Origin of the sequence: Kineococcus vitellinus (assembly GCF_009906315.1) — a bacterium.
GTDB lineage: Bacteria > Actinomycetota > Actinomycetes > Actinomycetales > Kineococcaceae > Kineococcus > Kineococcus vitellinus.
In genome coordinates this window covers 15899-30363 of record NZ_JAAALL010000016.1, presented here as the reverse complement: position 1 = coordinate 30363, position 14465 = coordinate 15899, and the positions used below count along the sequence as shown (strand labels likewise).

At 76.9% G+C, this 14465-nt stretch carries 17 protein-coding genes; all 17 read right to left on the bottom strand.

Translation table 11 applies throughout. The annotated features are described in order from the left end of the window. A partial coding sequence (locus GTQ99_RS03105) for a hypothetical protein (protein ID WP_205706685.1) occupies positions 1-210 on the bottom strand: 210 nt, incomplete at its 3' end. 21 nt (positions 211-231) lie between these two features. After that, entirely contained in the window at positions 232-2658 is a 2427-nt protein-coding gene (locus GTQ99_RS03100; RefSeq protein WP_166614272.1) for an AAA family ATPase, read from the bottom strand. A 164-nt stretch (positions 2659-2822) separates the two neighbouring features. Then, positions 2823-3536 carry an alpha/beta fold hydrolase gene (locus GTQ99_RS03095; protein ID WP_166614271.1) on the bottom strand — a complete coding sequence of 238 codons (714 nt, stop codon included), beginning with the start codon at positions 3534-3536 and terminating at the stop codon, positions 2823-2825. 163 nt (positions 3537-3699) lie between these two features. After that, positions 3700-4557, bottom strand: coding sequence for an MmyB family transcriptional regulator (locus tag GTQ99_RS03090; RefSeq protein ID WP_166614270.1), 858 nt, complete (start codon positions 4555-4557; stop codon positions 3700-3702). A 64-nt stretch (positions 4558-4621) separates the two neighbouring features. Continuing rightward, on the bottom strand, positions 4622-5209 hold the full coding sequence (locus GTQ99_RS03085) for an MmyB family transcriptional regulator (protein ID WP_166614269.1): 588 nt from the start codon (positions 5207-5209) through the stop codon (positions 4622-4624). Between the two features lie 143 nt (positions 5210-5352). Continuing rightward, positions 5353-5532, bottom strand: coding sequence for a hypothetical protein (locus GTQ99_RS03080; RefSeq protein WP_166614268.1), 180 nt, complete (start codon positions 5530-5532; stop codon positions 5353-5355). A 77-nt stretch (positions 5533-5609) separates the two neighbouring features. Then, positions 5610-5780: a hypothetical protein gene (locus GTQ99_RS03075; RefSeq protein WP_166614267.1), complete on the bottom strand. Its 171-nt coding sequence runs from the start codon at positions 5778-5780 to the stop codon at positions 5610-5612. A gap of 52 nt (positions 5781-5832) precedes the next feature. Then, positions 5833-6312 (bottom strand): DUF4383 domain-containing protein, encoded by a 480-nt coding sequence (locus tag GTQ99_RS03070; RefSeq protein WP_205706684.1) that lies wholly within the window; start codon positions 6310-6312, stop codon positions 5833-5835. Positions 6313-6472: 160 nt separating this feature from the next. Further along, positions 6473-7234, bottom strand: coding sequence for a ThuA domain-containing protein (locus tag GTQ99_RS03065; protein WP_338074679.1), 762 nt, complete (start codon positions 7232-7234; stop codon positions 6473-6475). Further along, positions 7231-8316 carry a Gfo/Idh/MocA family protein gene (locus tag GTQ99_RS03060; protein ID WP_166614266.1) on the bottom strand — a complete coding sequence of 362 codons (1086 nt, stop codon included), beginning with the start codon at positions 8314-8316 and terminating at the stop codon, positions 7231-7233. The genes GTQ99_RS03065 and GTQ99_RS03060 overlap by 4 nt, the downstream gene beginning before the upstream one ends. Before the next feature lie 65 nt (positions 8317-8381). Then, entirely contained in the window at positions 8382-9206 is an 825-nt protein-coding gene (locus GTQ99_RS03055; protein ID WP_205706683.1) for a DNA polymerase beta superfamily protein, read from the bottom strand. A gap of 133 nt (positions 9207-9339) precedes the next feature. Continuing rightward, positions 9340-10302 (bottom strand): nucleoside hydrolase, encoded by a 963-nt coding sequence (locus tag GTQ99_RS03050; protein WP_166614265.1) that lies wholly within the window; start codon positions 10300-10302, stop codon positions 9340-9342. A 10-nt stretch (positions 10303-10312) separates the two neighbouring features. Continuing rightward, entirely contained in the window at positions 10313-11107 is a 795-nt protein-coding gene (locus GTQ99_RS03045; protein WP_166614264.1) for a nitroreductase family protein, read from the bottom strand. 1 nt (position 11108) lies between these two features. Further along, a complete protein-coding gene (locus GTQ99_RS03040) occupies positions 11109-11447 on the bottom strand; it encodes a hypothetical protein (protein ID WP_166614263.1) in 339 nt (112 codons plus the stop codon). A 71-nt stretch (positions 11448-11518) separates the two neighbouring features. Next, positions 11519-11695: a DUF1059 domain-containing protein gene (locus tag GTQ99_RS24705; protein WP_166614262.1), complete on the bottom strand. Its 177-nt coding sequence runs from the start codon at positions 11693-11695 to the stop codon at positions 11519-11521. 154 nt (positions 11696-11849) lie between these two features. Further along, the gene (locus GTQ99_RS03030; protein ID WP_166614275.1) at positions 11850-12935 is read right to left on the bottom strand and encodes a TerC family protein; all 1086 of its coding nucleotides are present in this window, start codon (positions 12933-12935) and stop codon (positions 11850-11852) included. A 188-nt stretch (positions 12936-13123) separates the two neighbouring features. Beyond that, positions 13124-14314, bottom strand: a complete 1191-nt coding sequence (locus GTQ99_RS03025) for a helix-turn-helix domain-containing protein (RefSeq protein ID WP_166614261.1) — start codon at positions 14312-14314, stop codon at positions 13124-13126. Between the last annotated feature and the right edge of the window lie 151 nt (positions 14315-14465).

The following is a 14465-nucleotide window of genomic DNA, read 5'->3' as shown; positions in this document are numbered from 1 at the left end:
GTCCTGCTGCACGCGGCGGGTCGCCACCGCGTGCAGCAGGACGTCGCCGCGCTCCGCGCGCTCGCGCAGCACCGCTGCCAGCAGGGCGGAGCGGCCGCTGCCCCGGCCGCCGAGCACGAGCACGGCGCCGGGGGCGGCCAGCCCCCGCGCCACCGCGCGCAGCTGCTCCCCCCGCCCGCGCAGCGGCCGCGGTCCCCCGTCGGTCAGCACGGGCGCGGGTGCTCAGCGCGCTCAGCGGGCACCGGCTCCTCCGGCCCGGTGCCCACCGGCGCTCCCGGTCAGCAGGGCGGCGAGCTGGGCGCGGTTGCCGACCCCGAGCTTGGGGAAGGAGCGGTACAGGTGGGAGCCGACGGTGCGCGGTGACAGGTACAGCCGCTCCCCGATGTCCCGGTTCGACAGGCCCTCGGCGGCCAGGCGCACGACCTGCTCCTGCTGGGGCGTCAGCGCGGACAGCGCGTCGGCCGCGGCGGGCCGCACCTGCACGCCGGTGGCGCGCAGCAGCTGCCGCGCGCGCCGCTGCCAGCCCTCGGCGCCCAGGCGCTCGAAGGTGTCCAGGGCCGCGGCGGCCGCCTCCCGGGCCTCGCCCGTGCGGCGCTCGCCGAGGTGCAGCTCGGCCAGCTCCACCTGCAGCACCGCCTGCTCCAGCGGCCAGGTGTCGGCGAGGGGGTCGTCGACGACCGGCTGCAGCGCCGCGGCCGCCGCCGGGCCCGCCAGCAGCAGCGCGTCGGCGGCCCGCACGCGCAGCCGCTGGCGGGCGGTCAGCCACCCGTCCGCCCGGGGCGCCTGCGCGGCGGCGACCAGCCGGCGGGCCCGCTCCAGCCGCCCGGTGCGCCGGGCCGCGGCCACCAGCTCGGGCAGCACGAGCAGGCCGTGGGGCTGCGGAACCCCCGCCGGCGCGGCCAGCGCCGCCTCCAGCAGCTCGGCGACCTCCTCGTGGCGGCCCTCCGCCGCCGCCGCGAGCGCCCGCGCCCACGTCAGGCGCAGCTGCAGCACCGGGGGCAGCGGCACCTCCGCGCGCAGGCGCTCGGTGGCCGCGGCGGCCCGCTCGCGGTGCCCGCGCAGCAGCTCCAGCACCGCCAGCTGCCCGCACGCACCCGCGCGCAGCCCGGGGACGTCGTTGACGGTGGTCGCCTCCAGGTTGGCCACGGTCACCGCCGAGGCCTGCCGCCAGCGCCCGAGGTCCAGCAGCACCCACACCAGCGCGCCGGGAGCGCTCAGGTACACCGCCGGCGCCCGCCCGCCGACGACGGCGTCCACGGGCTCGCGCAGCAGGTCCGCGGCCAGCACCGGCTCGTCGAGCACGGAGGCCGCGGCCCCCAGCTGGGCCGCTCCCCCGCTGCGCCCGGTGGCCCGCTGGGCGGTCGCCACCGCCAGCACCCGCTCGCGCACCTGCGCGTCGGGAGCGCAGACGGCCGCGGTGAACAGGAAGGAGGGGGCCTCGGCCAGAGCGGGTCCGCAGCGCTCCAGCGCCCGCGGCAGCTCCCGCGCGACGGCGCGCTGCACCGCGGGGTCGCCGAGCTGGAAGGCGGGCAGGCCCAGGGAGGCGACGGCCGCGGCCACCGCCGACGCCCCCGACGAGGCGCTGGCCGGGCACCTCGTGCAGGTGGCCGCCGCCAGGTGCAGGGCGGCGCGGTCGGCGCGCGCGGCCAGGGCGACGGCGAGGGCGCGGTGCGCCCGGGCGCGCTCGGCGGCGGGTGCGGCGAAGTAGGCGTGCGACTCCACCAGCGGGTGGCGGAAGAGCACCCGGCCGCCGTCGAGGCCGACCAGGCCGCGCCGCTCGGCCGGCTCCCACGCGCTCAGCGGCAGCTGCGGCGCGGCGCGGCGCAGCACGTCGAGGTCGCCCTCGCCGCAGGCGGCCAGCAGCAGCGCCCAGCGGGTGGGAGCCGGCAGGCCCTCCAGGTCGCGGGCGAAGACGGCGGCCAGGGCCCGCGGCACCGGCAGCGCCCCGGTGAGCGCGACCTCCTCGGGCAGCGCGCCGGAGGCGGCGCTGCGCGCGAGCTCCACCAGCGCCAGCGGGTTGCCGGCCGCGGCGCGCAGCACCGCCTGGCGCACCCGGCCGCCGACGCGGTGCCCGCTCGCGTCGAGCAGCGCGGCGGCGCTGGAGCCGTCCAGGGGCTGCACCCGCACCTGGTCGGTGACCGGGCCGAGCTCGCGGGGCACCAGCTCCTCGCGGCAGGCGACCAGCACGCCCACCCGCCCCTCGGGCAGCCGGCTGAGCACCGGCAGCAGGACGTCGTAGCTGCTCTCGTCGACGCGGTCCACGTCGTCGACGAGCAGCAGCAGCGGCGCCTCCTCGGCCGCCGCCTCGAGCACCGAGCGCACGGCCAGGCGCACCGCTGCCGGGGCCCCGAGCGCGTCGAGCGAGGGGTCCAGCACCCGGCGCAGCGCCTCCAGCTGCTGCTGCGGCAGGTCCGGCAGCGCCAGCCCCGCGAGCAGCTCGCGCAGGTTGGTGAACGTCGACAACCGCCCGGAGCGGGCCCCGGCGGTGCGCAGCACCCGCCACCCCTGCCGGCGCCCGTGCTCGCCCACGGCCTCCAGCAGGGTGCTCTTGCCGATGCCGGCCTCGCCGACCAGCAGCGTGGCGCGCCGCCCGGGGCCGCTGCCGGTCACCGCGGCCAGCAGCTCGCGCCACGTGCCGGCCCGACCGACCAGCTCCACCGGACCCCCTGCCCCCACGCGCACCTCCCGCTCCGTGGCGAAAGTAGTGCACCCGGCGGCCCCGCCGGGGCGGCGGCGTCAGCGCACCGGCGGCGGTGCGGGGCGGCGCGCGCGGGGGGTCCGCCGCGTCCGCGGCAGCCGCCGCCCCGCGGGAGGGGGAGCGCTCAGGAGACCTCGGCGGCCGCGCCGGCGATGACGTCGGCGACGTCGGCCGGGTGGGTCTGCATCACCAGATGCGGAGCGTCGACCTCGACGATCTTGCGCACCTGGGCGCGGGTGTAGCCGAAGCGCTCGACCTCGGGGTCGATGGTGCGGTCGGCGCTGGAGACGATCCCCCACGACGGCTTGGTCCGCCACGCCGCCGCCGAGGCCGGCTCGCCGAAGGCGAAGGCCGACAGGGGGCGCTGGGAGACCGCGAGCACCCTCGCGGTCTCCTCGGGGACCCCGGCCGCGAAGACGGCCGGGAAGGCGTCGACGGCGACCGAGACGTCGGTGCCCGGCTCGCCGCCCTCGACCGGGTAGGGCGCGTAGACGAGGTTCGCGGCCAGGTCGGAGTCGGGGAAACCGCCCTGCAGCTGCCCCAGGCTCTCCCCCTCGGTCAGCGCGTAGCCGGAGACGTACACCAGGCCGACGACGTTCTCGGCGACGCCGGCGACGGTGATGACGGCGCCGCCGTAGGAGTGCCCGGCCAGCAGCACCGGTCCCTCGAGCTGCTCGACGAAGGAGCGGACGTAGGCGGCGTCGGCGGACAGGCTGCGGTTGGCGACGGGGGGCACGCGGACGGCGAAGCCGCGGCGCAGCAGCTCGGCGGTCACGGGCGCCCAGCTGGCGGCGTCGGCGAACGCGCCGTGGACGAGGACGACGGTGGGAGTGGGCACGGGGGCTCCTGGTGGTCCGTGGCGGGTGCGGTGTCGAACCGAGGGTCGAACCGGGTGTCGAACCGGGGCTCGAACCTCGGTGTCGCCGGCGCGCGGTCCTGCGCGTTCTCGGCTGCGGGAAACGTAAACCGCTGCGGCAGTGCCGGTCCTGTCCCTGCCAGGGTCAGGCCCGCGACACCGCCCGGCCCCTGCCCGCCGCGGCGCGACGCGAGGCCGCCCGCGCGCTGACCACGTCGAGGGCCTGCTCGGCCCGCTCGTCGGCGGGGGTGAAGACGGTGAGCACGTGCCCCTCCCAGTCGGGGACGTTGAGGTCGCGCCAGTGCATGAGCACGACGCCGACCTCGTCGACCGCCATCGGCACGGTCCCCGACGTCGCGCAGACCACCTCGTGCGCGACCCACCAGCGGCGGAAGTCCTCGTCGCGCACCGACAGCCGGCCGACGACCTCCTGCAGGCGAGTGTCGTGCGGGTCCGCGGTCAGCCGCAGCGCCGCGACCATCCGCCGGGCCAGCGCCTCCCAGCCCGGCAGGCCGGCCTTGACCCGCGGGTCGAAGACGTCGAGGACGACGTTGCGGCCGGGGTCCAGCCGGCCCGCCGCCATCGCCAGCGCCAGGTCGTTGCCGGCGACGATCTCCTTGGTGGGGTCGGTGACGATCGCGGGCGTCCCGCGCACGGTCCGCACCACCGCCTCCAGCTCGCCGCCGGGGGCCCGCCGCTGCCCGGGCACGACGGCGCGGCGGCGGAAGGGGTGCGCGAGGCGGTGCAGGTAGTCGCCGGCGGCGGCGTCCAGCAGCAGCGCCCGGCTCAGCGCCGCGAGGACCTGCTCGGAGGGCTGGTGGTCACGCCCCTGCTCCAGCCGGAGGTAGTACTCGGGGCTGACACCCGCCAGCCGGGCGACCTCCTCGCGGCGCAGCCCCGGCACCCGTCGCCCGGGTTCGCGCCGCAGCCCGACGTCCTCCGGCTGCAGGGCGTCGCGCCGGGCGCGCAGGAACTCCCCGACCCCGCTGCCGAGCTCACCCACCGGACCTGCCCCCTCCCCTGACGCGCGCCTCGATGCTGGCAGCGCGCCGGGAGGGCGTCGTCGGTCAGTCGACTGCACCTGCCGGCCGGGGCGCCTCGGGCGGTCCCAGCGTGCGCAGGCGGTGCAGCGACGCGGCGGACCCCTCGTCCACCGGGCGCCACAGGGTGAGCACCGCACCCTCCGCCTCCTCGCGGTCGGCCGCGTCGCCGGTCCGCAGGTCCTGGAAGGCCAGGCGCATCCGCCCGACGACCGGGTGGTCCCAGTCGACGACGCCCGCGCCGGGCGGCGGCAGCGACGACTGCGCCCACGCCCGGCCGAAGTCGTCGCTGCGCGCGGCCAGCTCCCCCACGAGCGAGCGGAAGCCCGGGTCCTCCAGGTGCGTCTGCAGCGAGGTGCGCAGCGAGGAGGCGACCACCCGGGCCACCTGGTCCCAGTCGCCGGTGAAGGTCGGCACGACGGGGTTGAGGAACGCGAAGCGGGCCAGGTTCACCCCGGGCTGGAAGGCGGCGCTCAGCCTGCGCGCCAGCGCGTTGGAGGCCAGCACGTCCAGGTGCCGGGTGCGCAGCACCGCGGGGAGCTCGTGCAGGGAGTCCACCACCTGCCGCAACAGGCGGCCGGCCGGTGCTGCGGCGTCGTCGGCTCCTGCGGGCACGGCAGCGACGCTAGGGCGGCGCCACCCGCCGGGCCAGCGGGCAGGCAGACCCTGGCAGGGCCAGCGTCCCGCCCCCCGTCGCCGCGCGAGCGCTTGCAGCGGCGACGTGGACGGCGACCACCGGACCGGGGCCGTGGGGGTGCTCAGCCGGGGGCGGGCAGTTCCTCGGCGCACTGCGGGCACCGCAGCGCCCGCGGGTCCTCGGCCAGCCGCCCGCACGCGGGGCACACCCGCGACAGCCAGCAGACGCCCTCACCACCGGCGTCCGCGCCGGGGTCCTCCCGGGGGTGCTCGCCGGGGTCCTGGTCGAGGTGCTGCTCCACCGCCGCGTCCTCCTCGTCGGCTCCCGCCCCGCACGCCGCCGCGGCGGGCCACCGGGTGGTGGCCCGCCGCGGGCGGTTCAGCGCTCGTCGCGCGGGTTCAGCTGCTCGGGGTCGGCGTCGGTCTCGCCGTCGTCCTGGGCGCCGTCACCGGTCGGCACCCCGCGCAGGTCGCGCGGGTTCAGCTGACCGGGGTCGCCGTCGGGGTCCTGCTCCAGGTCGGGGTCCTTCTCGTCTCCGGGTGTGCTCATGCCCCCAGCGTGGCCCGCACCCGGGAGATCCGCTCGTCGGACCGGGCGGACCTCAGCGCTCGCCCTTGGAGGAGTCGGCGCGACCGCTGCCGGTGGGCAGCAGGGCGATGAGCAGACCGACCAGGGCCGTCGCGGCGTGCAGGACGTTGCCGCCCTGGTCCAGGTTGAGGATGTTCGGCCCGTCGGCCACGGCCAGGCCCCAGGCGAACAGGGCGCCGTAGCCGACGAGCAGCACGAGGCCGTACAGGCGCGCGAGCTTGGCGCTCACCAGGGCCACCATCCCCAGACCGCCGACGAGCAGGTGCGCGACGTTGTGCAGCGGGTTGACGGTGAGCCCGGCGATCTGGTGGGAGGGGTCGTGCCCGGCGAACTCGGAGGCGCCGGTGGAGATGAAGCCGAGCAGCCCGACGACCACGTAGGCGGTGCCGACGACGGCGGCGGTGATCTGCCCGGCGGACGGCTGGTACTGGGAGGCCGTGAGGCGTCCGGCGCCCGGCGTCCCCGACGCACCCTGTCGCGTGCTCTGTGTCACAGCGTTCTCCCGATCGGTGGTCCACCGCGTCCGTGCGGGTTCGACGGCCGCAGTTCTCGACCTGCCGGGAACGCTAGGTGGGCCGCCGGGGCTCGGCAACCGGGGGCGCCGGCGGGCGCCGGCGCCCCCGGCCGGGCTCGAGCCAGGGCTCGGGCCGGGTTCAGGCGCCGTCCGCGAACCACCCGCGTGCGGGGTTGGTGACGTCCGGCACGACGCGCTCGCCGTCGGCGGGGGCGGCCCAGCGGACGCCGTTGGCGAGGACCTGCTGGATCTCCGGCTGGTTGTAGACGGGGTACTCCTGGTCGCCGGGGCTGAAGTAGAAGATGCGGCCGCGGCCACGGGTGAACGTGACCCCGGAGCGGAACACCTCCCCGCCGGCGAAGGAGCTGATGAACAGCAGGTCGTCGGGGTCGGGGATGTCGAACAGCTCGCCGTACATCTCCTGGCGCGGGACCACGATCGGGCTGGGCACCCCCCGGGTGATGGGGTGCGACGGCTTCACGGTCCAGACCAGTTCCCGCTCGCCCTCGTTGCGCCAGGCCAGCGAGCACGTCGTGCCCAGCAGCCGCGTGAAGATCTTCGAGTAGTGCCCGGAGTGCAGCACCAGCAGGCCCATCCCGCCGAGCACGTGCCGGCGCACGCGGTCCACGACGGCGTCGTCGACGGCGTCGTGCGCCGCGTGGCCCCACCACAGGACGACGTCGGTGCGCTCCAGCACCTGCTCGCCCAGCCCGTGCTCGGGCTCGTCGAGCGTGGCGGTGGAGACCTCGGCGTCCGGCAGCAGCCGGCGCAGCCCGGCGGCGATCGCGCCGTGGATGCCCTCGGGGTAGTACTCGCCGATGTCGGCGGGGTCGTGGTTGCGCTCGTGCACGCCCTCGTTCCACACCAGGACGCGCAGCGGGCGCCCGGTCTGCTCGCTCACGCCTGCACCACCCCTCCCACCCGCTCGACCTGCTCCACCGCTTCGACGCGGCCGGAATCCGCCGAGCGCGCCGCCGCCTCCATGAGGGCGATGCTGCCCAGGTTCGAGCGGCCCGTCACGTCCGGCGCGGCGCCGCCGCGCACGGCGCGGGCGAACTGCCGCAGGCCGGCGGAGCGTCCCCACAGGTCCATCGCGGGCAGCTCGACGGGTTCGGGGGCGCCGCCGCCGAGGCTCACCTCGACGACGTCGTCGCCGGGGCCGCGGTCGCCGCGGCCGGTGAAGGTGATGCGCCCGCGCTCGCCCTCCAGCGCCCACTCGCCGTCCCAGGCCGTCTGCGGGCCGCGGCTGACCCAGCTGCCGCGGTAGCTGGCCACCAGCCCGCCCGTCATCTCGACGACGAGGACGGCGGAGGCCTCCTCGGCGTACCTGCTCCACGGCGGGTCGGTGGTGCGCGCGTAGACGCTGACGGCCTCGCGGCCGGTGACCATCCGCAGCAGGTCGAAGTGGTGGATGGCCATGTCGTACAGCAGCGGGTGCGGGAACGCGTAGTGCCGGTACGTCTCCGCCGGCTCGTCGTGGTCCCAGCGGCGGAAGTCGACGTGCACGACGGACAGGTCGCCGACGGCGCCGGCGGCCACGAGATCGCGCACGGTCTGCGGCGCGGGGTAGAAGCGGTAGTTCTGGCTGACCTGCAGCACCAGGCCGAGCTGCTCGGCGCGCTCGACGGCGGTGCGGGCCTCGGCGAGGGTCCCGGCGAACGGCTTCTCGACGAGGACGTGCAGCCCGGCCTCCAGGGCCTCCAGCGCGAGCGGCACGTGCAGGTCCATGGGCGCGGTGATCACCACGCCGTCGGCCGCGACCCGCGAGGCCGCCTCGGTCAGGGACGTGAAGCACATCCCGTCGGGCAGGCCGAAGGCGCGCTGGGCGGTGCGCAGCGTGGGTCCGTGCGCGTCGACGACGCCGACCCGCTCCACCTCACGCACCGGCGGTATCGCGTTGCGCTCCCAGTCGGTGCCCCAGCCACCGAGGCCGACGTGGAGGACGCGCGTGGGCGTACTTGCTTCACTGCCTGAATCAACCACGGCCGCAAAGCTAGCAGGGCTGGTCGCGGAAGACCACGGGAAGCGCCGCCCGGCCGGCGGACCCGTCAGCCGGCGGCCCCCGCCCTCCGGTGCGAGCGCTCCAGCCAGTCCAGCACCCACGCCCGGTCGGCGCCGGGCGGCAGCGGCCCGGCGCGCAGCTCCGCCACGAGGTCGGCCTCCACCCCGGCCACCCGCTCCAGCACCGCACCCAGCGGCCAGCGCCCCCGCCGCACGGAGCGCAGGTCCTCCAGGTCCGGCGCGGGGACCGGCAGGGTGAGGCGCCCGGTGCGCAGCAGCTGCAGGCCCTGCACGCCCAGCCGCAGGGCGTGCACCGCGCGCGCGACGTCGTAGCCGGCCGGCGAGCGGCGCGCGCGGGCGGCGGCGCGGTGCCCGCGCACCCCCACCAGCGCGTCGCGCTGGGCGCGCAGCTGCCCCAGGCACGCGCGGCCCGCCTGCAGGCTGGCGAACCGGGAGGCGTTGGCGCGCAGCTCCTCCCCCGCCGCGGTGCAGACCACCACGTGCACCTGCGGCACCCACAGCGGCAGCAGCGCGGCGGGGTTGCCCGCCAGCGCGAGCCGGGTCCACTTGCGCGCGCCGTAGACGACGAGGTCCAGGTCGCCGGCGCCCGAGCGCTCGGCCGAGCCGCGCGGGCGCGCCCACGCCGTGTGCAGCTCGTACTGCTCGAAGGGCACCTCCCGCCCGCCCGGGGTGCGCACCAGCACCGGGCCGGCGGCCGAGCCGGCCGGCTCCAGGCACAGGCCCAGCTCGTCGCGGTCGCCCCCGTCCTCGCCGGCGGTGCCGTGGACGGCGCTGCCCACCCGGGTGCGCAGCACCGTCCCGGCCTCGGCGATGCGGCGCGCCTGCTCGCCGGCGTGCGGGTGCCTGATCACCGCGCGACCACCGCGCGACCACCGCGCGGCGGCAGGGCCCGGTCGGCCCGGTCGGCCCGGTCGGCCCGGTCGGCCCGGTCGGCCCGGTCGGCCCGGTCGGCCCGGTCGGCCCGGTCGGCCCGGTCGGCGGCCCTCAGAGCGTGGACAGCCGCTGCAGCAGCGCGCCGGCGAAGTCGCCGGGGACCTCCAGGGCCACCCGCACCCCGTCGGCGGCCTCGTCGGGGAACCCGGCGTACAGCCCGCGCAGGTCCGCGATCGTCTGCCCTCGGCCGGGGCCGTCGGTGTGGTCGACGACCACGGGGACGCGGGGGGCGGAGGCGAGCTCGACGTCGCCGGTGGCCACGGCCGCGGCCAGCGGGTCGTGCAGGACCGCGCACGGGCGGCCGAAGCGCTGGGCGTAGAAGCGGTAGTAGAACTCCAGCATCTGCGCCAGCGCCGTCGTCGCGGGGGTGCCGACGGCCAGCAGCGCCCGGCGGTGCTCCTCCTCGAACACGTGCCGCATCGTCACGTCGAGGCCGACCATCGTCGCGTCGAAACCGGCGGTGAGGACGCGGTGGGCGGCCAGCGGGTCGTTGGCGACGTTCGCCTCGGCGACGGCCGACACGTTCCCGGGGGCCATCGCCGCCCCGCCCATGACGGTGAGGCGCTGCACCAGCCGCGGCAGCTCCGGCTCCAGATCCAGGGCCAGGGCCAGGTTGGTGAACGGGCCGATGGCCAGCAGGTGCAGCCGCCCGGCGTGCGCGCGGGCGGCCTCGACGATGGCGTGCGCACCGTCGTGGCCGACCGGCTCCGCCGCCGCGCGCGGCAGCCGCACCTCGCCGATGCCGTTGACGCCGTGCACCTCGGGCGCACCGCCCGCGTACGGGTGGTCCAGGAAGTCGTGCGCGCCCACGGCCACCGGCACCTGCGGACGGCCCAGCAGCGCGAGCAGGTCCAGGGTGTTGCGGGCGCCGCCGGCCGCGTCGAGGTTGCCGCTGACGGTCGAGACGCCGACGAGGTCGACGGCGGGGCTGGCGACGAGCCAGCCGATGGCCAGCGCGTCGTCGATGCCGGTGTCGCAGTCGAGGTGGACCGGGGTGGGGAGCTCTGCCGTCACCCGCGGGAGCCTAACGGGCGTCCCAGCCCTCCTGCGGGGTGCGGCAGTCCTCGCGGAAGACGTACTGCGAGACGCGCTTGCGCTCGCTGCTGGACCAGTCGATCACCGGCCGGCGCGCCTGCTCGGGCAGGTGGCCGATGCGGTAGACGGCCATGAGCTCCAGGTCGTCGGGGACCGCCAGCAGCTCCACGATGCGCTGCCAGGCGCCCTCGACCTCCATGGGGAAGCTCACGAACTGGATGCCGAGGCCGAGCTCGGTGGTCGTCAGCCACAGGTTCTCCATGGCCGCGCCCATGCTGAACACGGAGTAGAAGGCCGACAGCTCGCCGGGGCGGTACTCGCCGCGGTCGAGCATGACGCCCAGGAGCAGCGGCGAGCCGGCCACGAGCTTGCGGTTCTGCTCCCCCAGGGTTTGCGGCACCCGCAGCGCGTTGACGACCCGCTGGCCGCGGCGGGTGAACACCTGGTGGGTGAATGGGCGCAGCGGGGCGGGCAGCTTGTCGAAGAGCATCCCCGAGCGGGTGCGCTCCATCTCCTCGGCGCTGAAGCGGAACCAGCGCTTGTAGCGCTCGAAGAACGTCCCGTTGCCCATCGCGGTCGTCATCGACTCGCCGCTGATGCGGGCGACCTCCTCGATGGTCGAGCGCGACTCCACGAGCACGAACCGCCAGGGCTGGCTGTTCAGCTGCGAGGGGGCGCGCCCGGCGACCTCGACGAGGACGCGCTGGTGCTCGGCGGAGACCGGGTCGGGCAGGAAGGGCCCGTTCGTGGTCCGCCGGGCGGCGATGGCGTCGCGCAGCTCCACCTCAGGCGCCCCGGGTGCCGAGCAGCGCGGCGGCGTAGGCCGGTGCGGCGGTCAGCGCGAGGACGGGGTGCCAGCGCGAGCGCGCGGACACGCGCGGGATCGCGGTGAGCGGGGCGGCGGCGGGCAGCAGCCGCCAGAACGCCGGGTCGCGCCGCCACGCCAGCAGGCCCCCCGCGGCCGCGGTCGTCAGCGCGGTCAGCACGTAGAGGCCGTGGTGGACCCAGCGCACCCGCGAGGTGTCCAGGAGGCGGGTGGCCACCGCCGCGCCGAGGGCGCAGTTGGCCAGGTAGCTGCCGGTGGCGGTCAGGACCGCCCCGCGGGTCGCGAGCACGGGCGACATCACACCACGTCCACCGCCCGGGCCCGGCGGGCGGCCCGCGAGCGGCCGCGGGCGGGTGCGGGGCCGGCGGGTCAGGCGATCTCGCGGATGGCCAGCAGCACCTGCCCCACCAGCTCGGCGGGCACGTCCGCCAGGCGGTGGTCGGAGCGGGCGTGCCCGTTGACCTCGGTGAGGATGCCGTCGCTGTCGACGGCCGTGAAGGTGCGGGGGCACCCGGCCACCACGTCACCGCACGCGAACTGCTTCACGTCGCTCCTCCTCTGCTCGCCGGCGGGCACCGGCGCGTCCTCCGGTGCTCGACCGCCCCCGGGCGCGACCTGAGGAGTTCCGGCACGAGACCGCCCGGACGGGCGAACGCCCGCCCGTCCCGGAGGACGGACGGGCGGTGCCTGGGGGCGGTGCCTAGGAGCGGCGCTCGGCGCGGGTGGCGCCCGGCTCCCCGGTGCGCGCCGCGGGAGGTGCGCCGGTGGTGGGCCCGGTGGGCGACTGCCCGGTCGCGGCGGTGTGCTCGCCGGTGCCGTCGGCGCTCTCGGTGCCGCCGGTCCTGCCGTCGGGGCCGTCGGTCACCTCGTGCCCGCCGTCCGCGCCGTCCGCGCCGTGCCCGGCCGGGGCCGGCTTGCGCAGGCTCAGCACGATGGCCAGCGTCAGCGAGACGACGATCACGGCCAGGCTCAGCCAGGTCGGCACGTGCGGGATCGAGGGGCTGATGACCTCGTGGCCGGCCTGGAAGAACAGCTTGACGCCGATGAAGGCGAGGATGAACGCCAGCGCCTTGCTCAGCAGGTGGAAGCGCTCCAGCAGGCCCGAGAGCAGGAAGTACAGCGAGCGCAGGCCCAGGATGGCGAAGGCGTTCGAGGAGTAGACGATGAACGGCTCGTTGGAGACGGCCAGGACGGCCGGGACGCTGTCGACGGCGAAGATGAGGTCCGCGGCCTCGATGGCCGCGACGACCGCCAGCAGCGGGGTGCCGTAGCGCTTGCCGGCCTCCTTGACGAAGAACTTCGTGCCGTGGAACTCGTCCTTCAGCGGAACGACCTTCTTCAGCAGCCGGACGCCGATGTTCTTGCTCTGGTCGGCGTCCGCCTCGTCGTCGTCCTTGAGCATCTTCCACGCCGACCACAGCAGGATGGCGCCGAAGACGAAGAGGATCGCGGTGAAGCGCTCGACGACGGCCACGCCGACGCCCAGGAAGATGCCGCGGAAGACCAGGGCGCCGAAGACGCCGAAGAACAGGACGCGGTGCTGGTACTCGCGGGGCACCTTGAAGTAGGCGAAGATCAGCGCGAAGACGAAGAGGTTGTCGACCGACAGGCTCTTCTCCAGCAACCAGGCCGTCGTGTAGGCGGTGCCGGCCTCGGCCCCGTACACCCAGAACACGATGCCGCCGAAGACCAGCGCGATGGCGACCCAGACGGAGCTCCAGATCGCGGCCTCGCGGAATCCGATGACGTGGGCTCCGCGGTGGGCCAGCAGGTCGATCGCCAGCATGACGACGATGACCGCGCCGAGCGCCACCCAGGCCCACAGGGGGACGACGAGTCCCAGGTCCACTGCGTGCTCCTCAGCTCGAAGACGGGTGCGGCGGGTGCCGCTCCTCCATGGTGGCTTCCGGAACCGGGAAGCGGGGGGTCGAGCGGTGGACGAGTTCTCGCCTCGAGGTTGCCGACAGTCGGCAATCAGTCGTCGGCGGGCGGCCAGCCGAGGGCGCGCGCGGCGAGGACGGCGGCCTGCAGGCCGAAGCGCTGCTGCGGGCGGGTGGCGTCGACGCCGGTGAGGTCGCGCACCCGGGCCAGGCGGTAGGTGACCGCGCGCACCGACAGGTGCAGGCGGCGGGCGGCCTCCGTCGCGTTGCCGCCGGACTCCAGGTAGGCCTCCAGCGTGGCCAGGAACGGCTCGGCGCCGCCGCGCACCGAGCGCAGCGGCGCGAGGGTGGACTCGACGAGGTCGGTGGCCACGGAGCGGTCGCGCAGCAGCACGTCGTACACGAGCAGGTCGGCGGCGTCGGCGACGGCCTCGGCGGCGCCCAGGCGGCCGGCGAGCTCCAGGGCGCGGCGGGCCTGCTCGTAGGAGCTGGTGACGCTGCCCGCCCCGGTGCCCGGGCGCCCGACCCCGGCCCGCCAGCCGGCGCGCGCGGGCGGCCCCAGCACGGCGCGCACCCGCTCGACGACCTCGTCCACGGCCGCGCGGTCGGGCGCGGCGAAGACGACGACGAGCGCGCCGTCCTTGGTGGCCACCAGCGCGTCGGCGTCGGCGGAGCTGCCCTGCAGCCGCCGCTCGACGGCGGCCAGCAGCGCGTCGCCGGCACTGAAGGGGGCGGCGGCGCGCACGACGCACACGGCGTGCGGTCCGGCGAGGTCCAGGCCGAAGCGCGGTGCGCGGCGCAGCAGGCCGGGCACGTCGGCGGTGCCGGAGAGCAGGTCGTCGACGAACTCGCGGCGGTCGGACTCCTCCCGGCGCACCAGGCGGCGGCGGGCCAGCTGGTAGCCCTCGGTGAGCGCCGCGACGGCGTCGTCGGTGGCGCGCAGCAGGACCTCGCCGGCGGTCACGACGGCGTCGGGGTCCGAGCGGGCGGCGACCACGGGCGGCAGGTGGCGCCACAGCCGCCAGGCCGCCGACAGGTACAGGTCCAGCAGCGCGCGCAGCGCCACCCCGCTGGTGGCGGCCTCCTCCCCCACGCCGCGGCAGCGGGCGATGCGCGCCGCCGACAGCCTGCGGCGCGCCAGGACGGCGCGCCAGACGGCGTCGAGGAAGTCGCCGAGCAGGGCGGGGTCGGTGCCGCCGGCGTCCTCGGAGGCGGCGGCGGCCACCAGCCGCAGGCGCTCGGCGTCCGGCGGCTGCGGGGCGGGTCCGCTGGGGCGCTCGGGCACGCGCCGCACTCTGCCAGCCGGGCGCGATGGTGCCACGGACGCCGTGCGGTGGTGGCCGATCGGAGGCACGCGAGAACGCTGCGTGAGGTGATCTGCATCACATCTGTCGTCCACACCTCCGCGGTGGTGCTCGTGGTGCCGAGGTCCAGAG

Bases quoted from the DNA above. Each gene is read 5' to 3' on its own strand.
- GTQ99_RS03040 (WP_166614263.1), bottom strand. From the start codon at position 11,447: ATGTCGCCCGTGCTCGCGACCCGCGGGGCGGTCCTGACCGCCACCGGC.
- GTQ99_RS03075 (WP_166614267.1), bottom strand. From the start codon at position 5,780: ATGAGCACACCCGGAGACGAGAAGGACCCCGACCTGGAGCAGGACCCC.
- GTQ99_RS03030 (WP_166614275.1), bottom strand. From the start codon at position 12,935: ATGCTGGCGATCGACCTGCTGGCCCACCGCGGAGCCCACGTCATCGGA.